A 25,864-nucleotide genomic window follows, 5' to 3' on the forward strand; every position below is an offset into this window, starting at 1 on the left:
TTTAATGCCCGTCAAGCCCTCTTTCATTAATCTGCAATCTTTTTTTAAATCGGCGCCCACCAATAGGCATCGGTGTTAAAGACGTCTTTGTCGGCAGTCGACTCAGGGTAGTTTTTTAACAACACACGTTTGGTGTCTGCGCTTAAATCGGTTAAACCCAGCCGATCATACGATTGAATCATTAGACCCAATGCGCCTTCAACTTGTTTGGTATTGGCGTAATTATCAATCAAGGCGCGGCCACGATTTGCTGCAGCTAAATAAGCACCGCGCTGGAAATAATAGCGACCAACGTGTAGCTCATACATAGCTAATGCACCAATCAGATAGCCCATGCGAATAGTCGCATCTTTAGTGTATTTGCTATCTGGAAAACGCTGCGTCAAATCGCGAAACGAATTAAACGACTCTTTCGCCGCTTTGGGGTCTCGTTCTGACATATCTTGCTTAGAGATACTAGACATAAACCCTTGTGACTCATTGAAAGTCACCAAGCCTTTCAAGTAATAAGCATAATCAACACTAGGATGACTTGGGTTTTGTTTTACAAAGCGATCAATTGCCGCCAGCGCCAATGCAGGCTCTTGGTCTTTGTAATAGTTGTAAGCCATTTCCAATTGCGCTTGCGATGCAAAACGGCCATATGGATAACGTGCTTCTAATTTCTCAAACAATTTATTCGAAGCTTCGTAGCTGCGACTTGCTTGCTCTGATTTGGCCTCGCTGAACAATTTTTCAGCACTCCAACCTAAAGTATCATCTGCTTTTTCATTATTGAGCGAAGAACATCCTGCCATTAAGCTAACTAATAAGGCAGAAATCAGGATTCGCGGTAGAATCTTAGTCATGATGCAATCCGATATTGAACTAAACGATTATAACGACTTCGCAGACATTCGTGTTTTGTCTGTGCCTGATGATTTAGCAGGCACACGCTTAGACGCTGCTTTAGCGAAGATTTTGCCTGATTTTTCCCGTAGCCGCTTGACTACGTGGATTAAGGAAGGCCGGGTGACGGTGGATGGAGAAACCGCACAGCCGAAAACCAAACTCTGGGGCGGGGAAACCCTGGCGGTCGACGTGCAGCCCGACCCCAATGAAGTCGCCTTTGATGCAGAGGATATCGACCTCGATATTCTGTACGAAGACGCCACGATCTTGATTATCAACAAACCAGCGGGTTTAGTCGTTCATCCTGGCAATGGCAATTGGAGCGGCACGCTATTGAACGCCCTGCTTTTTCACTATCCTGAATTACGCCAAATCCCACGTGCCGGCATTGTTCACCGCTTAGACAAAGAAACCAGTGGTCTGATGGTGGTGGCTCGTACCTTGCAAGCACAAATCCATTTGATCAATCAATTACAAGAACGAACCGTAAAACGCCATTACCTAGCCGTTGCACACGGTTTAATCGCTGCAGATGGCACGATAGACGCGCCGATAGCACGCCACCCGAAAGACCGCATCAAAATGGCAGTAGTACGCACTGGCAAGCCCTCTATCACGCATTACCATGTGCTGGAGCGGTTTACCGCTTATACACTGATCGAATGTCGCCTTGAAACGGGCCGTACGCATCAAATTCGGGTGCACATGGCACACATCAATCATCCACTCGCCGCAGACCCGGTCTACGGCATTGCGCCGAAAATGGATACCAGCAGCGAAGTTCGCATGGCGCTAGAAGAACTCAATCGCCAAGCGCTACATGCCAGAAAGCTCTCTTTAGTTCACCCTGAGAGTGGCAAAACAATGACATGGAAAGCGGCGATTCCGTTCGACTTGGAACAACTCATCGGCACGCTGCGCGCCGATGTTGGCATGAGCCAAGATGAGTTTGACGATGATGATGAAGACGACGATCACGATTGTGAACTGATCTATGTTCGTGAGTAACGAAAATGATATCTGTGAATAATACCCATTGTTTCACGCCTGACTGGCCAGCCCCAGCCAATGTGAAATCGCTACAAACGACGCGATTGGGTGGTGTGAGTGCCGCGCCGTACACCAGTTTCAATCTGGGTGATCACGTAGGAGACGACATCAATGCAGTTGTCGCCAATCGGCAACAACTGCCCTCACCTGCAGCATGGCTCAAACAAACCCACAGCACGATTGTTGTTGATGCGGCGACAGTTAATGCGCCAATTGAAGCCGATGCCAGTTTTAGCCGTACGGCGAATGTGGTCAGCGTCGTGATGACTGCGGATTGTTTGCCAGTCTTGTTTTGTGATCAACAAGGCAGCGTGGTTGCCGCTGCGCATGCTGGCTGGCGTGGACTCTGCGATGGCGTTCTTGAGGCCACAGTCAAGGCGATGAACGTCAAAGCCGAGCACATCATGGCTTGGCTGGGCCCTGCAATTGGCCCACAGGCTTTTGAAGTGGGCGACGATGTCCGCGATGAGTTCATTCGCCACGATGCCGCAGCGACGGCGGCATTTGCAGCGCAAAGCAATGGCAAATGGTTGGGGGATATTTATCTTCTGGCACGGCAACGCCTTAATCAGCTCGGAATCACAGCGATTTACGGCGGCAAGGAATGTACCTTCAGTGATAGCGAACGCTATTTTTCCTATCGCCGCGATGGGGTAACAGGACGCATGGCTAGTTTAATCTGGTTAACTAGTTAGTAGCACGTATCTGCCGAAAGCCCATATTTTATAAAAGCTTTAGGCAGATACATCGTGCTACGGCATTTCTTTATGCTCGACTTGCTTGTGTTTTTTCTGTTGGATACGGCGCTGTAACCAGAAAATGAACCAAGTCGGTAATACCGCGAGCACCACAAAGAAAAACAAGCCAAAAACCCAATTGCTCGCGCCAACCACGGCAGCAAACATCACAATCACAAACAAATAACCAATCAATAAAATATACATATGAATTCTGTGAGGAGTGAGGCGCAAGTGCAAGTGACTGGTATATGACTACAAGCGCTAATTAGCAAAGCCTACAAGCCAATACCCAGCAACAATTTCACACCTAACTCCTTACCCCTCACTCCTTATTGATTAGCGTTTGTCGTGCTCGATCAAAGCGTACGCAGAATGATTGTGGATGGATTCAAAGTTTTCTGATTCAACCACATAAGCCAGAATACGCGATTCGGCATTTAGGCTAGCGGCCACATCGCGAACCATATCTTCAACAAATTTTGGATTATCGTAAGCGCGCTCAGTCACGTATTTTTCATCTGGGCGTTTCAGCAAACCGTACAGCTCGCACGACGCTTGTTTCTCAACCAGCTCAACAATTTCTTCAATCCATACATGTTCACCCAAGGTTGCGGTAATCGTGACATGCGAGCGTTGATTATGCGCGCCGTATTCAGAGATTTTTTTCGAGCAAGGGCACAAGCTCGTCACAGGCACAAGGACTTTCAACGTTTGTGTGAATTCGCCGTTTTTCAGTTCACCAATCAGCGACACATCATAATCCAGCAAGCTTTGCACACCAGACACGGGCGCCGTTTTATTCACAAAAAATGGGAAGCGCATTTCTAAATAGCCGGCGTCAGCTTCAAGGCGTTCGCACATTTGGCGAAGAATCGTTTCAAATGATTCAACCGAAATTTCTTTATTGTGACTATTTAAAATCTCAACAAAGCGCGACATATGTGTGCCTTTGAAATGCTGCGGCAAAAACACATACATATCAAAAGTCGCAATAGTATGCTGCACACCGTCAGTGCGATCAGCGACTTGCACCGGATGACGAATCGACTTGATTCCCACCTTGTTGATGGCGATATTGCGGGTATCTACGCTATTTTGCACATCGGCAATGGCCACGCTCATGAGAATCTCTCTTTGAAAAAATTTAAAGGACGACGGATTATACCCCGAGGAGCAATACCCGAGCAAACTAGTCGGGAATTGCATTTTTTTATCGGATTCATTACTTCTGACTAAAAGTGAGCAATATCTGAGCGATGTAACGGGTGTAATTGTTAATTGCTTGGTCAATGTGTGGCACCAGCATAGGCAATGAAAAATACATCGCAGCAAAACCTACACCGAGCGTTAATGGAAAGCCTACCGCAAACACATTCAATTGCGGCGCAGCACGCGTCATTACCCCAATCGCTAAATTAGCTATCAGCAGTGCCGCCAACACAGGTAAAGCCAGTAAGACACCGGTTCGAAAAATAATCGCGCCATAATTGGCGATCAATTGAAATCCATCTGCGGAGATCCGCACAGTGCCCAACGGCAACTGCACCATGCTATCGATCAAAACCCGCAAGACAACTAAATGCCCACCCACCGATAAAAACGACAACAACATAAATAAACTCATCAACTGAGAGATCACCAAGCTATTGCTGGCATTTTGTGGATCATAAAATGAAGCAAAACCCAAGCCCATCTGCAAACCCGATAAATGCCCCGCCATCTCAACGCTGGTAAAAATCAGCCGCATCACAAAGCCAATTGACAAGCCAATAATCAGCTCACGAATTGCAATCAACATCCCTTCTGGAGACACCACCGGCACTGTTGGCAAGGTGGGTAGTAACGGGCCGATTAAGATGGTCAGCAAAATCGCCAACGCAACCCGAATTTTGAGTTGAATCGCACGACTAGAAAAAAAAGGATCAGCCAGCAATAAACCAAAGATACGCAAAAAAGGCCACCAAAATAAGGCGAGCCAAATTTCAATTTGCGCTTGAGTGAAGGTAATCATCCGATCAACTGCGGAATGCTTTGATATAGGCGGATTGTGTAATCCATCATCGTTTCAATCAGCCAAGGTAAAGCCAACACCAAGACTAAAAAGCAAGCCAGAATTTTGGGGATAAATGACAACGTCGCCTCGTTAATTTGCGTTGCGGCTTGAAAAATACTCACAATCAAACCCGCAATCAAAGCAGTAAGCAACACTGGTGCGCCAAGTAATATCATTACTTCCATTGCTCTTTGTAGCAACGTCACGACGGTTTCTGGTGTCATCGAAATCTCGGTATCAAAACGTGATTTAATCAATCACAAAAATATCAACTCGTAATATAAAAACTTTGTACCAGCGAGCCCATCAATAACGTCCAGCCATCCACCAATACAAACAACATAATTTTAAATGGCAAAGAAATAATCACCGGCGAGACCATCATCATCCCCATGGCCATCAAAACACTCGCAATCACAAGATCAATAATCAAAAATGGAATAATGACCATAAAACCGATTTGAAACGCGGTTTTTAATTCGCTAGTTACAAATGCAGGCACCAATACACGTAAGCTAACATCTTCTGGCCCATTAGGTGCTTTCGCGCCAGACACTTCAATAAAAAAAGACAAATCTTTTTGCCGCGTTTGCTTAAGCATAAAGTCTTTCAAAGGAACAGCGCCCAGCTCTAGGGCCTGATTGAAAGAAATTTTTTGTTCTGAAAACGGTTGATAGGCGGTGGCGTAAATTTTATCGAAAGTTGGTGCCATAATGAACATCGTCAAAAATAAGGACAAACCAACGATGACCTGATTGGGCGGACTTTGCATCGTACCCAGCGCTTGGCGTAGTAATGATAAAACAATAACAATCCGAGTAAACGAAGTCATCATCAACAACATGGCGGGAATAAATCCAAGCGCAGTCATAAATAACAGCGTCTGAATCGGTAAAGAATAAGCCGTTCCCGCAGCTGTCTGCGTTGAAGACATAAAAGGTATACCTGCTGGATCAGCAGCAAATAAAGCACTTGAAAGCAATACCCCTAGCAGTGTAACCGCAACTTTCATCATTTGATCGTTTTCCGTTTCGCCATTGCCTTTTGCAACCATTCGGCAAACTGTGGGGGAGTTGGTTTCATTTCTGGCGCATCGAGTGGCTTCTCTAATGAGTGCAATAGATTCACTTGCTCACTAGTAACCCCGAGTACCAGCCATGTATCGCGCACCTCAACAATTACAACTCGCTCACGTGTGCCGACCATCACGCCAGAAACAACGCGCATCTGAGCATTCGCACCGCCAGGCACTAATGAAAAGCGGCGCATCGCCCATGCCGCACCGACAATAATCGCCAGCACCAGCAGTAAGGCAAAAATCACTTGGAAAATTTGCCCTGCAACCGGCGAGTCTGCTTTTGCGGTAGCCGCCAAAACGGAGAACGGCAGCCCAAAAAGGCTGCCGCAAAATAGTCGAATTAAATTCATGGATCGTTTTATTTATGCAAGCGACGAATGCGCTCGGCTGGGGTAATAATATCCGTGAGACGAATACCAAATTTATCATTCACAACGACCACCTCACCCTGAGCAATCAAACACCCATTCACCAACACATCCATTGGTTCACCGGCCATCCCATCCAACTCAACAACCGAGCCTTGCGCGAGTTGCAGCAAACTGCGAATTGCAATTTTCGTGCGCCCCAGCTCAACAGTTAGATTGACAGGGATATCGAGAATCATATCGATATTATTGGGCGCACTTGACCCAGAACTCGGCGTATCAAATCGCTGAAAAATATCAGCGGCTTGCACGGTAGACGCCGTATCAGCCGACGCATCAGCAACTTCCTGCTCAGCTAAAGCGGCAGCCCAATCATCCATAATATCATCAGGGTTTTCTTCAGCTGTTGTTTCATCAGCCATTAGATTCTCCACGGAGTTCTTCATCTTGCACGCCGTTTAAAGCCTCGGCCGAGCCAAGCACTTTATCGACTTTTAATGCATATTGGCCGTTAAGAATACCATACTTACACTCCAACACTGGTACGTTATCCACCGAAGCAATAATCGCCTCAGGAATATCCAGAGAAATTACATCACCCGCTTTTAAATTTAAAATATCGCCTAGGGTGATTTTGGCATTCCCCAAAGTAGCCACCAAACTCACATCAGCATCATGCAACTGCTTGCGCAGCAATGACGACCAGCGTGTATCCGATTCAATTCGATCCGTTTGCATCGAGCTATACAACATATCGCGAATCGGCTCGATCATCGAATAAGGGAAGCATACGTGGAAATCGCCACCACCGGCGCCCAATTCAATTTTGAAGGTATAGGCAACGACAACTTCAGTAGGCGTCGCGATATTAGCAAACTGCGTATTCATTTCTGAGCGCATATAGCTAAATTCACACTCAAAAACGGGCTTCCAAGCTTTTTCGTATTCTTCAAACACAACTTCGAGCAAGCGCTGAATAATGCGCTGTTCGGTCGGCGTAAAATCACGGCCTTCCACTCGAACATGATAACGACCATCCGAGCCAAATAAATTATCAACGACCAGAAATACAAAATTGGGATCAAAAATAAATAAACCCGTGCCACGCAAGGGTTTCATTTGAATCATATTTAGATTGGTTGGCACCACCAAGTTGCGAATAAATTCACTGTACTTTTGCACCCGAATTGGGCCGACACTAATTTCCGCATTACGCCGCATAAAGTTGTACAGCGCAATCCGCAAATTACGTGCAAATCGTTCGTTAATAATTTCCAGCGTGGGCATACGCCCACGCACAATTCTTTCTTGGCGGCCAATATCATAGTTGCGGACAGCCGAAGGGTCGATGTCATCTTCACCATCGTCCTCTTCACCGGTCACACCACGCAGTAGCGCATCGACCTCTTCCTGAGAGAGAATATCGTCAGCCATTATTTATTTCAAAATCCAGTGTTACTCGATTGCAAATCAGATTATTGATAAAAATACTTAGTGAAATTAACGCTCAAGACACCCTCATCTTTCGCTTCAACTTCAAGTATTTGATTGATTTTTTCCCGAATCTGACGCGCTAATTCTTCTTGACCTTCGGCCGTTTTGACTTCTTCCAGCGTTTTCGAACGTAATAAGCGATTCACTACGTCCAAAATTTTAGGTTGCACCGAAGTAATTTTCTCTTTATCAGCCTCTTCAGCCAACTCAACCATAATTTCAACCTGTAATACAGAATCAGCTTCACCACTCAAGTTAACCGTAAACGGCTGATCCTGCAATTTGGCAAACACAGGTTTAGCGTGCTCGTCTTTCTTCTCTTTTTTCTTTTCTTTTTTCTTCTCTTCCCCATGGGCAGCAGCTTCAGCGGTTACCTCATCTGCGCTCCCTTCCGCGGGGCTTTTTAATAAGAAAAATGCCAAGCCACCGACGAGGACAAGAATAAATACCAGCAAACCAATGACGGCAATAATCAAAATATTTTTCTTTGATTTAGGTGCAGCCTCTGCCTTTGCCTCCGCTTTTGCTTCTGCCATTTCACATCCTCAAACTTTTTTATTTACCAATAAATTTTAGCGCTTAAAACAAACTCAACCAGCGTTCACCATCTCTTTACTAAAACTCACGCAAAGAAAAGAGATTCACAGCGAAAGATACATTAAAACATAGACTAAGCAAGCATTTTAGATGTGAAGGATAACAAATTAAACAAATAAACTCACTCCCCCTTTTGCCAGGGGTACTCGCATCGAGCCTAATTCCTGCATTTTCTCACCGTCTATACCTGCTGGAACACCATATGCGCCTCCCAAATCACGCCCGGCATGCTGCTGATTAAAGCCAGAGCCTGTTGCCGTTTGTTGATTTTGCTGCTGTTGTTGCTGATGCTGCAAAGAATCGGAAGCTACCTGAACATTAGTCAGCGTAAAGCCTTGATCCGCTAACAATGTTGTCAATTTTGGCATCGCGGCAGCTAATGCCTCACGCACTGCGGCATTTTGCGAACTAAATACGACGCTAGCTTGGTCTTGCGCAAGATTTAAGCGTACTTCCATTGGGCCTAGATTGGGCGGATTAAGCTGCATTTCAATTTTTTGCTCTTGCCGACCAAGCATTAATCCAACGCGCTGCGCAACGGCATCACCCCAGCGCGATTCACCCACTGGCGTAGCAATATGGTGTACAGGCACTTCTGTTGACTTTACATTCGCTGGCGTAGCGTTAAGTGCGGACTGAGGGCGAAGCTCATTGATCGCTGCAATCGAGGTTTTTAGTTCATTCACAAACAAGGGCTCAGCGGGCTTTGCATCAGACTGTGTCGAAATGAATTTTGCCGCATCAGCGGCAATGCTTGCCGCATCACTGGCATCAGTTTGCAACTGGGTTAGATCAGCTAAGGCGACCGTTGCATCAGAATCCACGGTTACTGCTGTGCTTGGATTCTGAGCTTGTGTGTTAGCCTGCGACACAGATAGATTAAACGCAGGCAAGGCAGTCGCATTGGCACCTAAAGCCAAAGTCTCATCACCTTGCTGAGTTTGCCCACCAGCATCACTCAAATCCGTCGCCAACTGCGCCACATCCTGAGACTGCTCTGGATTGACTTTATTCAATGCGACGCCTTGCAGCATGGCCAGCCAAGGATCCACTGTCGCAGCCTGCACCAACTCGGCATTGTCATTGTTCTGACTTATTTCATCGCTGGCGGTCTGCTTTTCCTGTGCAACCGGCTTTGACGGGGGCTCGATGCGACTCTCTTCAGTTCGATCACGATTCAGCTCACGCTTAAATTCTCGACCAAAATCACCATCGCGACTCACGCTATCGCGCTGAGGGCGTGATTCATTCGACTTAACTGAAGCTGCTTGAATCTGCACAGGAGCTGCCGGAGACATTGCCATGATTACACCCACCTAAAAGAGACTTTGCTACAGATAAGCAAAGACAATGCCAGCGACAGAATCGCTCGTGTTAAGCTGTCAAAATGGCAGAAGATTCCGATCTCGAAAAAACCGAGCCAGCCTCCCCCAAGCGCATTGAAGATGCGCGTAAAAAAGGTCAGGTGCCGCGCTCACATGAGTTAACAACCTTTGCAACGTTGATGGCAGGGCTCATCACGGTGTTTATCCTTGCGCCAGATATTTATCTCGCAATCAAAGAAATCATGGTGAAAAATTTTACTTTTGCCCACCATGATTTAGTCAATACCAAACCAATGCAGGAAGCCTTGGTTCAAAGTTTAGGTGGCGCTTTAGTGGCGCTACTGCCTGTTTTTGCTGCCTGCGTCTTGGTCGCGATTATGGTGCCGATTTTAATTGGCGGCTGGGTATTTAGCATGGAAGCCTTAGCCCCAAGCTTTAGCAAACTAAATCCAATCTCTGGCATCGCTCGCATGTTCTCGGTGCGCACGGTCGTTGAGACCATCAAAACGATTTTAAAATCGGGGCTGATCGGCGGAATTGCCGGTTGGTTACTCTGGAGTGAAAAAGAGCAATTTATTAGCCTGATTACCATGCCACCCGATGCTGGTTTTTTAATGCTGTGGCAAATGCTGAAGTACACGCTATTAATGACCGTCTGTGGCATGGCCGTCATCGTACTGATCGATGTGCCCTACCAATTATGGGATTACTACAAAGGCTTGCGCATGACCAAGGAAGACGTGCGGCAAGAGAACAAAGAATCAGAGGGTGACCCACACGTTAAAGGCCGCATTCGCCAACTGCAACGCGAAGCGGCACGCAAACGAATGATGGCCGAGATACCAAAAGCCAACGTCGTCGTCACCAATCCGACTCACTACGCGGTCGCGATTCAATACGACGAAGCGATGCGCGCCCCCAAGGTTGTCGCCAAAGGTTCTTTTTTATTGGCGGAGCGGATTATTGAATTAGCCAAAGCACATAAAGTCACCGTGGTACGCACACCACCGTTTGCCCGAGCGCTCTATCATCACGCGCAATTGGGCGAAGAAATCCCTGCAGCGTTGTATACTGCGGCAGCAGAGGTACTGGCCTACATCTATCAGCTCGATCAGTATCGTAAAGAAGGTGGCCTTGAACCGGTACTGAATACCGACTTACCAGTTCCTGCAGAGCTCGACCCCGAAGCCAATATCAGGGGTATATAAGGCTAAGTATTTTAAATGAATATGTGCAATGAAATACATCAGATAGGTAATCGCCATGTGGCGTAGCAAAAAACTGTCTACCCTCGCCATGCCAGCCTTAGTGCTGATGGTACTCGGCATGATGATTCTGCCGCTACCACCGCTCGTGCTCGATTTTTTCTTCACGTTTAATATTGCCCTGTCGATTATTGTGTTGATGGTCAGCCTTTACACGCACAAACCGCTGGAATTCTCTAGTTTTCCAACGGTACTGCTGATGACGACGCTGTTGCGACTATCGCTTAACGTCGCATCTACCAAACTCGTTCTCACTGAAGGCCATGCTGGTGGCGATGCGGCAGGTAAAGTGATTGAATCCTTCGGCCACGTACTGATTGGCGACAATATTGCCGTCGGGATTGTGGCGTTTATTATTCTGACCATCATTAACTTTGTCGTGATTACCAAAGGTGCGGGCCGGATTGCGGAAGTATCAGCGCGCTTTACTTTGGATGCGATGCCCGGCAAACAAATGGCGATTGACGCCGATTTGAATGCGGGCTTGATTGGTGAAGAAGAAGCTCGCGCCCGCCGTGCACAAATTTCTGACGAAGCAAACTTCTTCGGCTCAATGGATGGTGCGAGTAAATTCGTTCGTGGAGATGCCATTGCCGGTATTTTGGTAATGGTGATTAACTTAATTGGTGGTTTGCTAGTTGGCATGTTGCAACACGATATGTTGTTTGCCGATGCGGCCAAGACCTACACGCTATTGACGATTGGCGATGGTTTGGTCGCGCAAGTGCCTGCACTGATTATTTCGGTGGCAGCCGGTATCGTGGTATCGCGCGTCGGCACCAATCAAGACTTGTCCGAACAAATTCTGGGGCAACTGTTTTCCCGTCCGCAAGTCATGTATGTCACCGCTGGCGTGCTGGCCGTACTTGGTATTATTCCTGGCATGCCACATATCGCCTTTCTAATGATGGCACTAATCGCGGCAGGACTCGCTTGGTTCACCGAACAAAACCTACTCAAACCCGCTGGCAGCGCTAGTGGCGGCGCAGCCTCAGGAGCGGCTCCGGGCGCAACGCCAACGCCCCCTGCCGAAGCACCGCTACAAGAAGTCAGCTGGAACGATGTACAACCCGTCGATCCGGTTGGATTAGAGGTGGGTTATCGCTTGATTCCACTCGTTGACCGCAATCAAGATGGCGAACTCTTGCGCCGGATTCGCGGCATTCGAAAGAAAATTGCACAAGACTTAGGGTTTTTAGTGCCTGCCGTACACATTCGCGACAATCTTGAACTCAAACCGAACCAGTATCGAATTCAGCTCAAAGGCGTAGATGTGGGCGCTGGCGAAGCCTTTGTTGGTCAATGGCTGGCAATTAATCCCGGCAATGCAGCCGGCACTTTACCGGGTACCGCCACTACTGATCCAACTTTTGGCCTACCCGCCACATGGGTTGACAGCAATATGCGCGATCAAGCGCAAGCGATGGGTTATACCGTCGTTGACGCATCCACCGTAGTTGGTACGCACATCTCGAATGTATTGCAATCGAATGCAGCCGAATTACTCGGTCGCGAGGAAGTTCAAGCGCTAATAGACCACTTTGCGAAAGACTCGCCCAAACTCATCGAAGAATTGGTTCCCAAAGTGGTACCCATCGGTACACTGCAAAAAATACTGCAAGCCTTACTCGAGGACGGCCTGAATATTCGCGACCTACGCTCGATTATCGAGACCTTGGCCGAGCATGTGATTCGCACCACGGATATTGATGAACTCACCTCCGCCGTTCGCGTCGCATTAGGTCGTTCGATCGTGCATCAGCTGTTTCCGGGAGAAAACGAGTTGCAAGTTGTCGCTTTAGAACCACAACTCGAAAGCATTTTATTGTCGGCCGCCAGCGGCAAATCACAAGGAGGCTTAGAGCCGGGACTGGCAGAACGCTTACTACAACAAGCAGCGGCGCTCACTGAACAATTAGAAATACAGGGAATTAATCCCGTTTTAATCACGCCAGTGCAACTACGCCCGATGTTATCGCGTTTTTTACGCCGCTCGATTCCCGGATTGCGGGTCATTGCCCACACCGAGATTCCCGACAATAAAACTTTGCGAATCATTAATGTACTTGGCGCATAACAGCCAAAACGCCGCGACGGACTGGCCAAATCGATGCAAAAGTTTGGCATTAAATTGTGTAGAAACGCAGGAACAGTGATAATCGCCGTTTATTGCAGATATAAAAATTTGGGGCGTACTTGCTTAATGCACTTGTGTACGGAAACGCTGTGATCATTATTTCATCATATGCTCGTTAAAAAATTCTTCGGAGCCACCACCCGTGATGCGCTGCGCCAAGTTCGCGATGAACTGGGGCCAGACGCGCTTATCTTGTCGAATCGTCAAGTCGCAGGTGGTGGCATTGAAATTATGGCGGTCGCCGATGCCGATGTGGCCGCGCTAACGAATATCCAAACCGTCGCAGCGCCGCCAAAACCGGCAACTCGTGCTGCACAAAATGGCGCACGACTGATGAATTCAGCACAACAGCAAGCGCCCGCCTCGCCAACGATCAGCAAAGCATTAGCCCGCTCTTACGCCATCCCCGACGATGAGCAAGAGCCCACGCTCGATGATGTTCCTTACGAAGTGCCATCCGTATTACGCAGTAATCGCCCTGCGGCGACTGCGCCAGCACGACCAGAAGTCGCGTTTACCGATTACATCAATCGACCAGCCCCCGCTGAAGAGTCGCGTAAAGAGCCACCAGCTCGCCCTGCGCCACCACCGCGTCGGCCTGCTGTTGCAGAAAAGCCACTTCCGACGTTTAGCTTTGAAGACGAAGTCGTCAAGCCAGCTGCACCATCGGTTGACCAAGAGGCAATGCAAGACATTGCCCGCGAAATCCGCATGTTGCGAGGTTTACTCGAAAGCCAAATGGCAGGCATGGCATGGGGAGAGCTCTCCAAGCACGCGCCAGAAAAACTCGAAGTACTGCGCCAGCTACTCAGTGCTGGTTTTTGCGCCGCCCTATCGCGCCAGTTGATCGAAAAAATGCCCAATGGCATGAGCCTAGACACTGGCATGAAATGGGTGAAAGCCGCACTAACGCACAATCTGCCCTCGATCAGCGCTAAAGATGACATCGTTGAGCGCGGCGGAGTCTATGCGCTAATTGGCCCTACTGGCGTTGGTAAAACCACCACCGTCGCCAAACTCGCCGCTCGTTGCGCCCTTGCCTACGGCCCACAGTCAGTTGCACTACTCACCACCGATAGCTACCGGATTGGCGCGCACGATCAATTACGAATTTACGGCCGCATTTTGGGTGTTCCCGTGCACGACGTCAAAGACGAAACCGACTTGCAACTCACCTTGGGCGAACTCAGCGATCGGCATTTAGTCCTAATCGACACCGTGGGAATGGGGCAGCGCGACCAAAGAATTGGCGAGCAACTCGCGATGTTTGGTCAAGATAACGTCGGCACGGTGCTGCTGCTCGCTGCCAACGCGCAAGCGGGTACCTTGGATGATGTGGCTCGCCGCTACAAAAATAATCACCTAGTCGGCTGCATTTTGTCCAAACTCGATGAAACGATGGCGCTCGGTGGTTGCCTTGATGTCGCGATTCGCCATCGGCTGCCGCTGCACTTTGTGACCAATGGCCAACGCGTTCCCGAAGATTTACATCGAGCGAACTTGGCCTACTTGGTCGACCGCGCATTTCGTAGCCCACAAGAAAATAGCGTCTTTCAACTGCAAAAAGATGAATATCCCTTGTTTATGAGCACGCAAGACACGCCAACTGACTTCACCATCTCGACCGCACCACGATGAGCATGCAGCAACTTCCGTTCAAGCATCAAGGAAAGCTCCGTGCCTAAACGCTGGCTCGATCAGGCGGCGGGTTTGCGGCAACTGGTTACCACGCCCACCTGCCGCACGGTTAGCCTGTCTGGCGGTCGCGGCGACGCTGGAACGACTACCCTTGTTATTAATCTGGCCGCTGCGCTCGCCGAACGCGAGCGTCAAGTGGTGGTACTTGACGAATTTACGGGCTTACACAACATTCCACATCGGCTGCATTTAGCGGCAGGTTTCGAGCTTGGGCACGTTTTGCGCCGCGAAGTCAGCCTGTTTGATACGCTCATCGAAAGCCAATACGGTTTTGGCATTTTACCGATTGCCGCCCAGCCGCATTTACTTGCCAACCTCAACGAAGGTGAGCAACGTTGGCTCGCGGCTGAGTTTGAACAACTGACCGAACCCCTCGATTACTTATTGCTCGATACACGCCCAGCGATGGCACAAAATGTACCCAGCCTGTCGCTTGCCGCCGATGATGTGGTGATTGTGCTCTCAAACCGCGCCGAATCGTTAACCGATGCCTATGCCTGCATCAAACAACTCGCCACCGAGTATGCGCGGCGCGATTTTCGAGTCTTGGTCAATCGCGTCGCCAGTTTAGGCGAAGCGATGACGCTGTTTGATCGGGTACGCGCGGTGGCGCAACAATATTTAGGTGAAGAAATTCAGCTCAAGCTAATCGGCTATGTCCCGGAAGATGAATGGCTCAACCGCGCCACTCGACTTGGTCGCCCGGTACTTGAAGCGTTTCCCGATGCCGAAGCCAGTGCTGCCATTCGGCAGCTAGCCGATGCGATGCTAAGGTGGGTACCACCCCGCCAGTCAAACGGAACAATGGCTAGCATCATATACCGCCTGATTGAATCATCAAAAATAGTGGCGGAGCGAATTCCACATGGCAGCCACTAAAACGCAATTAATCCCTCCAGAAGCGCAAACACCATTTCGACTGTGCGGAGATTTAACACTCGCCACCGTGCCTGAGCTGTGGCCGTTGATTCGCAGCACCGAATGGGCCAGCACCTGCATTGATGCCAGCGAAATTCAGCAATGCGATGGCGCTGGCGCTGCGCTCTTATTCGAACTGATCCAGCGCGGTGCGCAACTCGAAAACTTACCAGAACAAAGTCAGCGCTTACTTACGGCCCTTAATCCTGAACAAGCGCTGATTCGTGCCTCAGCCAAACCGCGTGTCAATCTAATCGCCCAAGTAGGCCAACAAACAGCAGGCATTTTTGCTGAATTTGAACGGCAAATCAGCTTCTTGGGCGCGATTGCACACGCCGTGTTCAACACCATTACGCAGCCTAAGACCTTTCGCTATCGCGATTTCTTGCAGCAATGCGAGCTGGTCGGCGCCAATGCAGTGCCGATTGTGGCACTCATTTCGATTTTATTAGGTGTGATTCTCGCCTTTCAATCGGCGATTCCAATGCGCCAATTTGGCGCGGAACTGTATGTGGCCAACTTGCTCGGGCTATCGCTAATTCGTGAACTTGGGCCGCTGGTTACTGCGATTTTACTGGCAGGCCGCTCGGGCGCAGCGTTTGCCGCTGAAATCGGCACGATGAAAGTGAATGAAGAGGTCAACGCGCTGGTCACGTTTGGCTTTGATCCGATGCGCTTTTTAGTCTTGCCGCGCTTAATGGCAGGGGTTTTGATGGCGCCACTCCTCACCTTATTTGCCGAAGCGGTCGGTTTATTCGGCGGCGCCTTAGTGATGAAAGGCTTTGGTATTCCATTCAGCACCTTTTGGAATCAAGTCAGCACCCAAGTTGACTTGGTCGACTTTAGTACCGGCCTAGCCAAAGCAGCAATTTTTGGTTTTATCGTCGCCTCCGTCGGTTGCCTGCGTGGTCTGAATACCGGCAACGGTGCCAGCGCCGTCGGCGCAGCAACCACGCAAGCGGTCGTGCAAACCTTGGTCTTGCTTGTCGTTGCTGACGGTTTATTTGCTGTGGTGGCTTACCACATGGGCTGGTAATCATGAGCGCGCTGATTGAAGTTCGAGATTTGAACTGCGGTTATGGCACTAGACTTATTCTAAAAGACATCAATTTTGATATTCAGCGCGGCGAAGTCGTGGCGATTTTGGGCGGTTCAGGCTGCGGGAAATCCACCTTGCTCAAGCATCTGATTGGCCTATTTCCTCCGCTCTCGGGCAGCATAAAAATCGCAGGTATTGAGCTAGTAGGCACATCCGGCAATGAGCGTAGCGATATACTGCGTCACTTTGGTGTAATGTTTCAATCGGGAGCCTTATTTGGCTCACTCACTGTGCTTGAAAATGTCGCTCTACCGCTGGAAAGCTTTAGCCAGCTCGATGCCGCTGCGATTGATGCTTTAGCACGACTAAAATTGCGCCTAGTTGGGCTAGAGGAATTTGCCGATTACGCGCCAGCGGAATTATCGGGCGGCATGCAAAAACGAGCGGCGATTGCCCGTGCGATGGCGCTTGACCCTAAAATTTTATTCTTAGATGAGCCATCAGCAGGCCTAGACCCAATCACTTCGGCTGAACTGGATGAACTCATTCGCCGCATCGCCGAAACGCAACAAGTTACCTTTGTCGTTGTCACGCACGAACTCGCCAGCATTAATGCAATTGCCGACCGCGCCATCATGCTCGATAAATCTATGCAAAGTATTATTGCGATTGATACCCCACAAGCGCTCGCTAATTCAGAAGACATCCGAGTCAGTGGTTTTTTTAATCGCGGACAAACACCACAGAAGGCAGCTGCTAATGATTGATTTTATCGCTGTCATTCACGCAAAATAGAAGCGCAAGCTCATTTCACCAATAACTGACTCATTATAAAGAAACAAACGATGCAGGGATTACACTAAACCATGGAACAAAAATCCAACTTTCGCCTCGGCTTGTTTATCTTAGCTGCCATTTTACTGGGAGCGATTTTGATGATTGGGCTTGGCAGCGGAAAATGGTTTAACAAAACCTTCCTACTCGAGACCTACTTTGATGAGTCGGTGCAAGGACTTGATATTGGCTCAAAAGTTCGCTATCGCGGCGTCGTAGTCGGCGAAGTCAGTGCAATCACCTTTACCTATGCCCGCTATGAACAAGGGCTGCCTAGGTCAGATCGCTTGCAATTAGTTCTCGTTGAAACACGACTTTCCAGCGATATGTTTGCCAGCAAAGGTCTCTCCAATCCAACGCAAGAGACACTGGATGTTGAAATTAAAAAAGGCCTGCGAGTCAAAATTGCACCGCAAGGCCTAACTGGCACCAGCTATCTTGAAATCGACTATCTGAATCCGCAAACCCGCCAACTGGCTTTTAACTGGACGCCAGATCATCTGTTTATCCCATCAGCCCCCAGCACCGTAGGGCAATTTGTCAATGGCGCACAAGAGTTGATGAGCAAATTAAAACAGCTCGATTTGGAAGGTACGCTAGCGAGATTGGATCAATTACTGACGACCGCCGAACAAAAAATCGCCCCCTTACCCTTACTCAGCATTACGCAAAAAATGGACACCGTATTAGGTAATATGACGCAAATTCCAGTCAAAACAATGGCTGATGAAGCAACGAATTTACTCATTGAAACACGGCAAACCAATCAAGCTTTGCAAACCGTCCTTAGCCAACCAGGCTGGATCAGCGCACCAGCAGACTTAGCACAAGCAGCGCAAGATGCACGCCAGATCATCGGCAATCCCGCCATTGCCAGCGCGGTGCAGCGCATTGATCGAGTAACTCAGCGCCTGGATCGCCTCACCGCCAGCCAAGAGTCGGAAGTGGGTCAACTGATTGAAAACCTCAACAGCAGTAGCGCCAGCCTCAAATCGATCCTCGAGCAAGTTGAGCAACAACCAAGCCGACTGTTGTTTTCGCAACCCGTTCCACCTTACGTGCCGCCCAAACCATGAAAATTTATTTCAGTCTATTATTGCTGTGCACGGTCTTAGTCGGCTGCGGCTCAGCCCCCGTTCAACGGCAAGACTTTCTATTGAGCGCCGAACGCAGCGAACATAAAACCACCCTTCCCCCTATATTTGGGGTGTTACAAGTGAGTGAGCTACGAAGCAGCCGGCCTTATAACGCGCAATCACTGATTTATAAAGAAAGCGCACAACGCTTTGTGCTAGACCCACACAATCGCTTTTTAGCGCCCCCAGCGCAGCAAATCAGCACACAAACCCGCGAACGATTATCGCGTAGCGGTTTATTTAGCGCAGTCTTACCGCAAGGCAGCACCCAAATTCCGGAGTGGAAATTAGAAGGCGAACTAATTCAGATTTATATTGACGTTAGCGCACCAGCCAAGCCGACGGTCGTCCTCGAAATACGCTATGCTTTATCAAATGATCTTCAAACGGTACCCAAGGTATTTTTACTGAGCAGCCGCGAAGCCATCACTGATGCCAGCCCGGAACAAGCCGTAATCGGTTTTAACCGCGCCTTAAATGCGATTTTATTGCAATTAGAAGCTTCACTGCTTGCGGCAAAGCCCTAGTAGTGAGCTACACTTAAAGACGGAATTACTTAATTAACATTCATGTCAGCTCATCGCGCACTTTCACTTTATCGCAACACCCAAAACAGCAGCGAAGATGATCGCGTGGAAAAGCACGCACCTTTGGTACGTAAAATCGCCTACCACATGATGAGCAAACTCCCGGCCAGTGTGGATGTCGATGATTTAATCCAAGTCGGCCTAATCGGCCTGATGGAAGCCGCGCGCAATTTTGACCCTGACGCCGGCGTGCAGTTTGAAACTTTTGCCAGCCAACGCATCCGTGGAGCCATGCTTGATGAACTACGGAATGCCGATTGGTTACCCCGCCAAGCGCGGCGCAATATGCGTGAAATCGAGCGCACGGTGGTGCAACTTGAGCAAACACTAAGCCGCGCCCCTTCTGAAGGCGAAGTGGCCGCCAAAATGAATATTCCCCTCGCGGAATATCAAGAAATGCTCGGCGATGCGCGTGGGCATCAATTACTGCATTATGAAGATTTTGAACAAGATGGTGACAACGACCAACTTGATCAATACGCAGCCGACAGCAGCGCGAATCCTGCAGATCTGTTTTCCGATGATAGATTTCGTTCGCAGTTGATCGCAGGGATTGAGCTATTACCAGAGCGTGAAAAGCTGCTAATGGCGCTGTATTACGATGAAGAACTCAATTTAAAAGAAATCGGTGCCGTACTTGGTGTCTCTGAATCACGAGTTTGCCAATTACATAGTCAGGCGATTGCACGCCTACGTGGCAAGTTAAAGGATTGGCTGGCTAATGGATAAAATCAGTGTTTTTGGCGTCATTCTCGGCATTATCGCCATCATCCTTGGGCAGTGGCTAGAAGGCGGCCACATCAATTCGCTAATTCAATTTACGGCATTTTTAATTGTAATGGGCGGTACCGTCGGCGCTGTAATGCTACAAACGCAAACGCGGCACTTTATTGCTGGCTTGAAAATGCTCAAATGGATTTTCATTCCGCCAACGATGGATTTTAGAAAACTACTTACCACCTTAATGAATTGGGCCACCCAAGCTCGCCGCGGCGGTTTATTGGCCTTGGAAGCTTTTCTCAATAGCGAAAAAGACCCCTTCGTCAAACGGGGGCTACAAATGGTCGTGGATGGAGCCGAGCCCGAAACCATTCGCCGTGCGATGGAACTCGATATCGACGCTTACGAAGATCAAGCTCGCGCCGCCGCCAAGATCTGGGAATCTGCTGGCGGGTATTCGCCCACGTTTGGCATTTTAGGCGCGGTGCTCGGATTAATTCACGTCATGGAAAATCTGACTGACCCCTCGAAACTTGGTGCGGGGATTGCAGTCGCGTTTGTCGCAACCATTTATGGGGTCGGTGCAGCTAATATGTTTTTCCTACCGGTTGCCAACAAACTCAAGCATTACATCATGCTCGAAGTCCGCCGCCGCGAAATGGTCGCGGAAGGCTTAGTCACGATCGCCAATGGCGAAAATCCCCGTCTATTGGAAAACAAACTCGCCGGATTTTTGCACCACTAAGCAGGCACCTCTAGGTATATTTAGCCAGCCATTGCTTATTGATGGCTAGCTACATATACCCTACCAACCCAGCAAATCAAACCAGCCCAGCTATAGTCAGAGTATCACCCTTTGTGAGGCCACCACCATGCTCTGGCTGATTCGTTGTTTGATTCGCAGTATCGCGTTGCTTGATTTAGCCGTGTTCAGCTTGATCATGTTGTTGCTCTCTTTGCTCCCCCAATCCGTGCTGTTGCGGTTTTATCCCTGCTTATTTCATGCTTGGTGCCGTTGCTTTGTCTCGGCCTTAGGCGTTTCTATTCGTCTGCACCAACATCAGCGGCAAGCGCTGCCAGAGCACTACATTCTGATCGCAAACCATCCATCGGCATTAGAAGACGTCGGAATTCCATCGCTGTTTGCGGTACGCAGTCTGGCAAAAATTGAGGTCAAAGATTGGTTTTTGGTCGGCAAAATTGCAACGGCAGCAGGAACGCTCTACGTGCAAAGGGAGAACAAAGCCTCTCGCCAAACCGCGCAGGCCGAGCTCATTGCTGCGGTGCAATCTGGCGACAATATTGCACTCTACCCTGAAGGCGGCTGCAAAGGACGACGTATTGCAGATCGATTTTTATTTGGTGCGTTTGCCGTCTCTATCGCAACCAACACCCCTATCGTCCCAGTTTTTTTACATCACGAAGCACAAGAAATATTTGAATGGCGTCAAAAAGAAAGCCTCCCTCAAAAATTATGGGCCATTCTCACCAGCCCTAATTCTATTGTGCACTACCATGTGTTTGACCCGCTCTTTCCGAGCGATTTTGCCGACAAAGAAAGCTATTGCAGCAGCACACATCAACAGTATCTGGATTGGCAGCGGCGATTTCTTGATTAATTTGATGACTTCAGCCCACAAAATAATTCATTTAGCAAACAGACAACAGGCTTGCCGTTATAATCGCGAAAGCTTCTCGTCTCCAGATATCCACAATGCCATTATTTCGTAAAAAAAATGTTGCTAATGTCTCCACCCGCGCCGCTTTGCCTCCCGGCTTAGCAAATTTACTGCGCGAATCGTGGTGGCTAATCTTGGTTGTCGTGTTGGCTTATCTCGTACTCGTACTTTCAACCTACCATCAAGCCGACCCCGGCTGGTCACACAGCGCCACCGAAGCCATGGTGTATAACCGCGGCGGCAGCTTTGGCGCATGGGTAGCAGATGTTTTGCTGTATATGTTTGGTTTTTCTGCGTGGTGGTGGACGGTATTTTTATTCGCTGCCATTTTGTGGGGCTATCGACGGATTGACCGCGTCGCCGAATCGCCACGTCCCGTGGTCTTCTTAGCTTGCCTTGGCTTTACCCTAATTGTTTTTTCCAGCAGTGCATTTGAAGCTTTGCGGATGCATTCGCTCAGCGCTCCTCTCCCTTACGTACCCGGTGGAATGCTTGGCTTGGCTCTTGGGAGCTGGATGACGCTCAGTTTTGGTTTTAGCGGCGCCACCCTTATTTTGATTACCACCTTTTGCTTGGGGATCTCGCTATTTACTGGTTTGTCTTGGCTTAATGTCATGGAAAACATCGGCACCCTACTCGAGGTAACTTACCTGAATTTAGTCAATGCCATCCAAGCCGCCAAAGATCGCCGCATCGGTCGAGAAACCAAAAAAGCACGTGATGAACAAGTGATTGCCGCCAAGCAAAAACAGGCAGACAAAGAGCCACTGATTATTGAAACGCCAACCCTCGATATTCCAGTCGCACGCCAAGTCGAAAAACGTCTTGAACGAGAAAAAAAAGAGCTAGAAAAACAACAAGCCCAAGCCAGCAAGCTCTCAGCACAGCCTTTGCTATTTGCTGAAGACGATCTCCCTCCGACGCCAAGCAAACGCCCAGCGGCGGCGATCGTCAATCACAATAACTCACTACCAGCTCTGGCGCTGTTAGCACCCGTAGTGGCGTCCCAAGAAACGATCAGCAAAGAAACTCTGGAATTTACCTCTCGCCTTATCGAGCGCAAATTAGCCGATTTTAATGTCGAAGTTAAAATCGTCGCAGCCTATCCCGGCCCCGTAATTACCCGCTACGAAATCGAGCCCGCGGTTGGGGTGAAAGGCTCACAAATCGTCAACCTAATGAAAGATCTTGCCCGAGCTTTGGGTTTGGTCTCAATTCGTGTCGTTGAGACCATTCCGGGCAAAACCTATATGGGTCTTGAGCTACCGAATCCGACCCGACAAATGATTCGACTTTCAGAAATCCTATCAAGCGAGCCCTACCACGATATGGGCAGCAAATTAACCATTGCCCTAGGTAAAGACATCACTGGCAAACCCGTCGTGACCGACCTCGGTAAAGCACCGCATATGCTAGTAGCAGGAACGACCGGCTCGGGGAAATCGGTCGGGGTGAACGCAATGATCTTGTCGCTGGTATATAAGGCGACGCCCGAAGAAGTTCGGTTTATTATGATCGACCCAAAAATGTTGGAATTGTCGATCTATGAAGGTATTCCACATTTACTCGCGCCGGTTGTCACCGATATGAAGCTCGCCGCCAACGCCTTGAATTGGTGCGTAGCGGAAATGGAGAAACGCTATCGCCTACTCAGCGCAATAGGCGTGCGTAATTTGGCCGGTTACAACCAAAAAATCAAAGAAGCTGAAAAAGCAGGGAAGCACCTCACCAATCCATTTAGCCTGACGCCGGATGACCCTGAGCGCTTAGAACATCTACCATTTATTGTCGTGGTGGTCGATGAATTCGCCGACTTGATGATGGTCGCTGGTAAAAAAATTGAAGAACTAATCGCTCGGTTGGCGCAAAAAGCACGGGCGGCGGGAATTCATCTGATTTTGGCGACGCAGCGACCGTCAGTGGACGTGATTACCGGCTTGATTAAAGCCAATATCCCAACGCGCCTCGCATTCCAAGTCTCCAGCAAAATCGACAGCCGCACGATTCTGGATCAAATGGGTGCCGAAGCGCTACTCGGCCAAGGTGATATGTTATTTTTACCACCTGGCTCGGGCTACCCGCAGCGAATTCATGGCGCGTTTGTCGCTGATGATGAAGTGCATCACGTCGTTGACTACCTCAAATCACTGGGCGAGCCCAATTACATTGATGGCATCCTCAACGGTGGCTTTGAAGCCGAAGCGGCTGCAGGTGGTATTAGTACCGGCAATGCAGACGGTAGCGAAGCCGATGCGCTGTATGACGAAGCAGTGGCCTTTGTACTTAAAACCCGCAAAGCATCCATTTCATCCGTCCAACGGCAGTTGCGCATCGGTTATAACCGCGCAGCACGCCTGATCGAGCAAATGGAACAGGCCGGATTAGTCTCTTCTATGGAAACAAATGGCAACCGGACTGTACTTGCGCCGCCAATCAGTGAATAATGTCGCCTGAGCATTTTTTAGAATGCAAAACGTTGCAAATCAGTCACTTCAGAGACTCAAGTCTGAAGTTTTTTATCAAAGAACTTGAACTCTGTCTGCGCTTTATGATATAAACGTGGACTTTTCCAGTTCCGAACGTCAGGACAGAATCATGGCACGAGTATGTGTAGTCACCGGCAAAGGCCCGATGACAGGGAATAACGTTTCCCACGCCAATAACAAAACTAAACGTCGCTTCCTACCAAACCTGCAATCCCGCCGGTTCTGGGTTGAAAGCGAAAACCGCTTTATTCGCTTGCGCGTTTCTAACGCAGCGCTGCGCACCATCGACAAGAATGGCATCGATGTGGTTTTGGCAGATCTGCGCGCGCGCGGCGAACTGTAAGCTAAGGAAATAAATCATGCGTGATAAAATCAAGCTAGAATCTTCTGCTGGTACTGGTCATTTCTACACAACGACCAAAAACAAACGTACCATGCCAGAAAAGATGGAAATCAAAAAGTTCGATCCAGTTGCTCGCAAGCACGTGATCTACAAGGAAACTAAACTGAAGTAATTCAGTGCAGTGACTCCATACTCGAACCCCACTCTACCGAGTGGGGTTTTTGTTTTTACACGGGTATATAACCAAAAGCCAAATCTCACAAGGCTCGCGATCCAATACCCGCACCTAAACCTTAGTTAGCCTGCGCCATCAGCTCCGCGTCCAAATCCCAAATTTCGCACAAGGTTTTGGTAAGCATCGCCAGCATTGGATCATGCTCTCGATCACTAGAATAAATAAACTGCAACAGTGCACTAATTGCTACTTCGCCATTACGCCACAGCACAATCGAACCATCTGCCGCATACCGATGTGCAGTACGCTCGGCCAAAATTGCGATACCCATTCCGGATTTAATCAATTCCAGCAAAGTAGCTTCTTCATCAAATTCACCCACCAATTTCGGGGCAATATTTTGACTACGCCACAGTTCTTGCGAAATATCGGCCAAGCTAGTGTATTGCGACAATCCCAGCCACGGCGCCGCGCCAAGAGTCTTCCAATCAGCATTGATTAAGTCTGCCGCCATGGCAGGCGGCAAAGCGACACAAAAACCAATTTCTCGTAAAGGCACAGTGCTGACGTTTTGATACGGATTGCGACCGAGATAAAAACCACCATCAAGAATTTTCTTGCGAACATCATTCAGAATACTCACCGAAATACCATGCGTGGTCTGTACGGTCAGTAATGGGTAGTTTTGCCGCAGCAAAGACAGCCACGGCCCGAGCTTGAGTCGTGCAGGTACCCCAATCGTGCCGATTCTCACCTTACCCTTGGGTTGATTTTGCAAGGCCTTGGCGCGATACAGCAGGCTGCGCGCCTGCCCCAAAATTTGCTCGGCCTCAGGCAAAATCAGCTTACCCGCCTCGGTCAATTGCACCCCGCCCGAATAGCGCTCAAACAGCGAAACGCCGAATTCTTCTTCCAGTGCCTTGATCTGCGCAGTCACCGCAGGCTGTGACAAATGAAGCAATTCAGCAGCTTGGGTCAAATGCCCTTGTTGCGCCACAGTCACAAATGTACGTAATTGATAGATTTCCATACTAAGGATTATCCCTCATTCCACCCCGATAAGGAAATCGGCAAACACAAAAATGTAGTCGATAAACCTTGATTACACACAAGAAAGTAAGCTTTATGCAATTGAACATAAGTCGAACTGATTTCGTGCATCAAAAAATGCAATTAGCCTAAATGGCAAGCTTTCACATAGATTAACGCCACAATACCCATTCGGGTTTGACGATCGAATTATAGAAGGAG

The 25,864-nt window shown here is 48.9% G+C and carries 28 protein-coding genes; 16 read left to right on the plus strand and 12 right to left on the minus strand.

Annotated features, from left to right (window positions below):
• Positions 1–44: 44 nt before the first annotated feature.
• A complete protein-coding gene (locus GM173_RS14675; protein ID WP_203572138.1) occupies positions 45–848 on the minus strand; it encodes an outer membrane protein assembly factor BamD in 804 nt (267 codons plus the stop codon).
• On the opposite strand from GM173_RS14675, the gene rluD reads away from it, so the two are divergent.
• Positions 847–1,899 carry a 23S rRNA pseudouridine(1911/1915/1917) synthase RluD gene (gene rluD / locus GM173_RS14680; RefSeq protein ID WP_203572139.1) on the plus strand — a complete coding sequence of 351 codons (1,053 nt, stop codon included), beginning with the start codon at positions 847–849 and terminating at the stop codon, positions 1,897–1,899. The two genes, GM173_RS14675 and rluD, sit on opposite strands and share 2 nt — an antisense overlap.
• 5 nt (positions 1,900–1,904) lie before the next feature.
• Positions 1,905–2,636 (plus strand): peptidoglycan editing factor PgeF, encoded by a 732-nt coding sequence (pgeF, locus tag GM173_RS14685; RefSeq protein ID WP_203572140.1) that lies wholly within the window; start codon positions 1,905–1,907, stop codon positions 2,634–2,636.
• A 57-nt stretch (positions 2,637–2,693) separates the two neighbouring features.
• Here pgeF and GM173_RS14690 read toward each other — a convergent pair whose 3' ends face one another.
• The 10 genes from GM173_RS14690 to GM173_RS14735 all read right to left on the minus strand — a co-directional run bounded on the left by GM173_RS14690 (position 2,694) and on the right by GM173_RS14735 (position 9,575).
• Positions 2,694–2,885, minus strand: a complete 192-nt coding sequence (locus tag GM173_RS14690; RefSeq protein ID WP_203572141.1) for a hypothetical protein — start codon at positions 2,883–2,885, stop codon at positions 2,694–2,696.
• A 132-nt stretch (positions 2,886–3,017) separates the two neighbouring features.
• A complete protein-coding gene (folE2, locus tag GM173_RS14695; protein WP_203572142.1) occupies positions 3,018–3,803 on the minus strand; it encodes a GTP cyclohydrolase FolE2 in 786 nt (261 codons plus the stop codon).
• Between the two features lie 100 nt (positions 3,804–3,903).
• A complete protein-coding gene (gene fliR, locus GM173_RS14700) occupies positions 3,904–4,692 on the minus strand; it encodes a flagellar biosynthetic protein FliR (protein ID WP_203572143.1) in 789 nt (262 codons plus the stop codon).
• Positions 4,689–4,958, minus strand: coding sequence for a flagellar biosynthesis protein FliQ (gene fliQ / locus GM173_RS14705; RefSeq protein ID WP_203572144.1), 270 nt, complete (start codon positions 4,956–4,958; stop codon positions 4,689–4,691). Before fliQ ends, fliR begins: the two co-directional genes overlap by 4 nt.
• Positions 4,959–5,002: 44 nt before the next feature.
• Positions 5,003–5,749 carry a flagellar type III secretion system pore protein FliP gene (gene fliP / locus GM173_RS14710; RefSeq protein WP_308439614.1) on the minus strand — a complete coding sequence of 249 codons (747 nt, stop codon included), beginning with the start codon at positions 5,747–5,749 and terminating at the stop codon, positions 5,003–5,005.
• Positions 5,746–6,162, minus strand: coding sequence for a flagellar biosynthetic protein FliO (fliO, locus tag GM173_RS14715; protein WP_203572145.1), 417 nt, complete (start codon positions 6,160–6,162; stop codon positions 5,746–5,748). The genes fliP and fliO overlap by 4 nt, the downstream gene beginning before the upstream one ends.
• 8 nt (positions 6,163–6,170) lie before the next feature.
• Positions 6,171–6,602: a flagellar motor switch protein FliN gene (gene fliN, locus GM173_RS14720; RefSeq protein WP_203572146.1), complete on the minus strand. Its 432-nt coding sequence runs from the start codon at positions 6,600–6,602 to the stop codon at positions 6,171–6,173.
• A complete protein-coding gene (fliM, locus tag GM173_RS14725; RefSeq protein ID WP_203572147.1) occupies positions 6,595–7,614 on the minus strand; it encodes a flagellar motor switch protein FliM in 1,020 nt (339 codons plus the stop codon). Before fliM ends, fliN begins: the two co-directional genes overlap by 8 nt.
• Before the next feature lie 41 nt (positions 7,615–7,655).
• A complete protein-coding gene (locus tag GM173_RS14730) occupies positions 7,656–8,210 on the minus strand; it encodes a flagellar basal body-associated FliL family protein (RefSeq protein ID WP_203572148.1) in 555 nt (184 codons plus the stop codon).
• 168 nt (positions 8,211–8,378) lie between these two features.
• A complete protein-coding gene (locus tag GM173_RS14735) occupies positions 8,379–9,575 on the minus strand; it encodes a flagellar hook-length control protein FliK (RefSeq protein WP_203572149.1) in 1,197 nt (398 codons plus the stop codon).
• A gap of 83 nt (positions 9,576–9,658) precedes the next feature.
• Here GM173_RS14735 and flhB point away from each other — a divergent pair, with 83 nt between their 5' ends.
• The 14 genes from flhB (at position 9,659) to rpmG (ending at position 24,610) form a co-directional block, all read left to right on the plus strand.
• Positions 9,659–10,804, plus strand: a complete 1,146-nt coding sequence (flhB, locus tag GM173_RS14740; RefSeq protein WP_203572150.1) for a flagellar biosynthesis protein FlhB — start codon at positions 9,659–9,661, stop codon at positions 10,802–10,804.
• A 55-nt stretch (positions 10,805–10,859) separates the two neighbouring features.
• Positions 10,860–12,938, plus strand: coding sequence for a flagellar biosynthesis protein FlhA (gene flhA / locus GM173_RS14745; RefSeq protein ID WP_203572151.1), 2,079 nt, complete (start codon positions 10,860–10,862; stop codon positions 12,936–12,938).
• Positions 12,939–13,106: 168 nt separating this feature from the next.
• Entirely contained in the window at positions 13,107–14,636 is a 1,530-nt protein-coding gene (flhF, locus tag GM173_RS14750; RefSeq protein ID WP_203572152.1) for a flagellar biosynthesis GTPase FlhF, read from the plus strand.
• A 39-nt stretch (positions 14,637–14,675) separates the two neighbouring features.
• On the plus strand, positions 14,676–15,575 hold the full coding sequence (locus GM173_RS14755; protein WP_203572153.1) for a MinD/ParA family ATP-binding protein: 900 nt from the start codon (positions 14,676–14,678) through the stop codon (positions 15,573–15,575).
• A complete protein-coding gene (locus GM173_RS14760; RefSeq protein ID WP_203572154.1) occupies positions 15,562–16,650 on the plus strand; it encodes an ABC transporter permease in 1,089 nt (362 codons plus the stop codon). Before GM173_RS14755 ends, GM173_RS14760 begins: the two co-directional genes overlap by 14 nt.
• Positions 16,651–16,652: 2 nt before the next feature.
• The gene (locus tag GM173_RS14765) at positions 16,653–17,420 is read left to right on the plus strand and encodes an ABC transporter ATP-binding protein (RefSeq protein ID WP_203572155.1); all 768 of its coding nucleotides are present in this window, start codon (positions 16,653–16,655) and stop codon (positions 17,418–17,420) included.
• Positions 17,421–17,519: 99 nt separating this feature from the next.
• The gene (locus GM173_RS14770) at positions 17,520–18,563 is read left to right on the plus strand and encodes an MlaD family protein (RefSeq protein ID WP_203572156.1); all 1,044 of its coding nucleotides are present in this window, start codon (positions 17,520–17,522) and stop codon (positions 18,561–18,563) included.
• Positions 18,560–19,150 carry an ABC-type transport auxiliary lipoprotein family protein gene (locus GM173_RS14775; protein WP_203572157.1) on the plus strand — a complete coding sequence of 197 codons (591 nt, stop codon included), beginning with the start codon at positions 18,560–18,562 and terminating at the stop codon, positions 19,148–19,150. The genes GM173_RS14770 and GM173_RS14775 overlap by 4 nt, the downstream gene beginning before the upstream one ends.
• Before the next feature lie 42 nt (positions 19,151–19,192).
• The gene (locus GM173_RS14780) at positions 19,193–19,939 is read left to right on the plus strand and encodes an RNA polymerase sigma factor FliA (RefSeq protein ID WP_203572158.1); all 747 of its coding nucleotides are present in this window, start codon (positions 19,193–19,195) and stop codon (positions 19,937–19,939) included.
• Entirely contained in the window at positions 19,932–20,675 is a 744-nt protein-coding gene (locus tag GM173_RS14785; protein ID WP_203572159.1) for a flagellar motor protein, read from the plus strand. Before GM173_RS14780 ends, GM173_RS14785 begins: the two co-directional genes overlap by 8 nt.
• Positions 20,676–20,802: 127 nt before the next feature.
• Complete coding sequence (locus tag GM173_RS14790; protein ID WP_203572160.1) at positions 20,803–21,549, plus strand: lysophospholipid acyltransferase family protein; 747 nt, start codon at positions 20,803–20,805, stop codon at positions 21,547–21,549.
• 95 nt (positions 21,550–21,644) lie between these two features.
• Positions 21,645–24,053, plus strand: a complete 2,409-nt coding sequence (locus tag GM173_RS14795; RefSeq protein WP_203572161.1) for a DNA translocase FtsK — start codon at positions 21,645–21,647, stop codon at positions 24,051–24,053.
• Between the two features lie 151 nt (positions 24,054–24,204).
• Positions 24,205–24,438 carry a 50S ribosomal protein L28 gene (rpmB, locus tag GM173_RS14800; protein WP_203572162.1) on the plus strand — a complete coding sequence of 78 codons (234 nt, stop codon included), beginning with the start codon at positions 24,205–24,207 and terminating at the stop codon, positions 24,436–24,438.
• Positions 24,439–24,454: 16 nt separating this feature from the next.
• On the plus strand, positions 24,455–24,610 hold the full coding sequence (gene rpmG / locus GM173_RS14805) for a 50S ribosomal protein L33 (RefSeq protein WP_028449594.1): 156 nt from the start codon (positions 24,455–24,457) through the stop codon (positions 24,608–24,610).
• A gap of 121 nt (positions 24,611–24,731) precedes the next feature.
• On the opposite strand, the gene GM173_RS14810 is transcribed toward rpmG, so the two are convergent.
• A complete protein-coding gene (locus GM173_RS14810; protein ID WP_203572163.1) occupies positions 24,732–25,643 on the minus strand; it encodes a LysR family transcriptional regulator in 912 nt (303 codons plus the stop codon).
• Positions 25,644–25,864: the final 221 nt, after the last annotated feature.

The organism is Deefgea chitinilytica (genome assembly GCF_016881405.1).
Lineage (GTDB): Bacteria > Pseudomonadota > Gammaproteobacteria > Burkholderiales > Chitinibacteraceae > Deefgea > Deefgea chitinilytica.

Coding starts and splice junctions, on each gene's coding strand:
- rpmB (WP_203572162.1), top strand. CDS start 24,205: ATGGCACGAGTATGTGTAGTCACCGGCAAAGGCCCGATGACAGGGAAT.
- flhA (WP_203572151.1), top strand. CDS start 10,860: ATGTGGCGTAGCAAAAAACTGTCTACCCTCGCCATGCCAGCCTTAGTG.
- GM173_RS14730 (WP_203572148.1), bottom strand. CDS start 8,210: ATGGCAGAAGCAAAAGCGGAGGCAAAGGCAGAGGCTGCACCTAAATCA.
- GM173_RS14760 (WP_203572154.1), top strand. CDS start 15,562: ATGGCAGCCACTAAAACGCAATTAATCCCTCCAGAAGCGCAAACACCA.
- GM173_RS14790 (WP_203572160.1), top strand. CDS start 20,803: ATGCTCTGGCTGATTCGTTGTTTGATTCGCAGTATCGCGTTGCTTGAT.
- pgeF (WP_203572140.1), top strand. CDS start 1,905: ATGATATCTGTGAATAATACCCATTGTTTCACGCCTGACTGGCCAGCC.
- flhB (WP_203572150.1), top strand. CDS start 9,659: ATGGCAGAAGATTCCGATCTCGAAAAAACCGAGCCAGCCTCCCCCAAG.
- fliO (WP_203572145.1), bottom strand. CDS start 6,162: ATGAATTTAATTCGACTATTTTGCGGCAGCCTTTTTGGGCTGCCGTTC.
- fliP (WP_308439614.1), bottom strand. CDS start 5,749: ATGATGAAAGTTGCGGTTACACTGCTAGGGGTATTGCTTTCAAGTGCT.
- GM173_RS14735 (WP_203572149.1), bottom strand. CDS start 9,575: ATGGCAATGTCTCCGGCAGCTCCTGTGCAGATTCAAGCAGCTTCAGTT.
- rpmG (WP_028449594.1), top strand. CDS start 24,455: ATGCGTGATAAAATCAAGCTAGAATCTTCTGCTGGTACTGGTCATTTC.
- fliQ (WP_203572144.1), bottom strand. CDS start 4,958: ATGACACCAGAAACCGTCGTGACGTTGCTACAAAGAGCAATGGAAGTA.
- GM173_RS14690 (WP_203572141.1), bottom strand. CDS start 2,885: ATGTATATTTTATTGATTGGTTATTTGTTTGTGATTGTGATGTTTGCT.
- rluD (WP_203572139.1), top strand. CDS start 847: ATGATGCAATCCGATATTGAACTAAACGATTATAACGACTTCGCAGAC.
- GM173_RS14775 (WP_203572157.1), top strand. CDS start 18,560: ATGAAAATTTATTTCAGTCTATTATTGCTGTGCACGGTCTTAGTCGGC.
- flhF (WP_203572152.1), top strand. CDS start 13,107: ATGCTCGTTAAAAAATTCTTCGGAGCCACCACCCGTGATGCGCTGCGC.
- fliM (WP_203572147.1), bottom strand. CDS start 7,614: ATGGCTGACGATATTCTCTCTCAGGAAGAGGTCGATGCGCTACTGCGT.
- GM173_RS14675 (WP_203572138.1), bottom strand. CDS start 848: ATGACTAAGATTCTACCGCGAATCCTGATTTCTGCCTTATTAGTTAGC.
- GM173_RS14765 (WP_203572155.1), top strand. CDS start 16,653: ATGAGCGCGCTGATTGAAGTTCGAGATTTGAACTGCGGTTATGGCACT.
- GM173_RS14780 (WP_203572158.1), top strand. CDS start 19,193: ATGTCAGCTCATCGCGCACTTTCACTTTATCGCAACACCCAAAACAGC.
- GM173_RS14785 (WP_203572159.1), top strand. CDS start 19,932: ATGGATAAAATCAGTGTTTTTGGCGTCATTCTCGGCATTATCGCCATC.
- GM173_RS14770 (WP_203572156.1), top strand. CDS start 17,520: ATGGAACAAAAATCCAACTTTCGCCTCGGCTTGTTTATCTTAGCTGCC.
- fliR (WP_203572143.1), bottom strand. CDS start 4,692: ATGATTACCTTCACTCAAGCGCAAATTGAAATTTGGCTCGCCTTATTT.
- GM173_RS14795 (WP_203572161.1), top strand. CDS start 21,645: ATGCCATTATTTCGTAAAAAAAATGTTGCTAATGTCTCCACCCGCGCC.
- folE2 (WP_203572142.1), bottom strand. CDS start 3,803: ATGAGCGTGGCCATTGCCGATGTGCAAAATAGCGTAGATACCCGCAAT.
- fliN (WP_203572146.1), bottom strand. CDS start 6,602: ATGGCTGATGAAACAACAGCTGAAGAAAACCCTGATGATATTATGGAT.
- GM173_RS14810 (WP_203572163.1), bottom strand. CDS start 25,643: ATGGAAATCTATCAATTACGTACATTTGTGACTGTGGCGCAACAAGGG.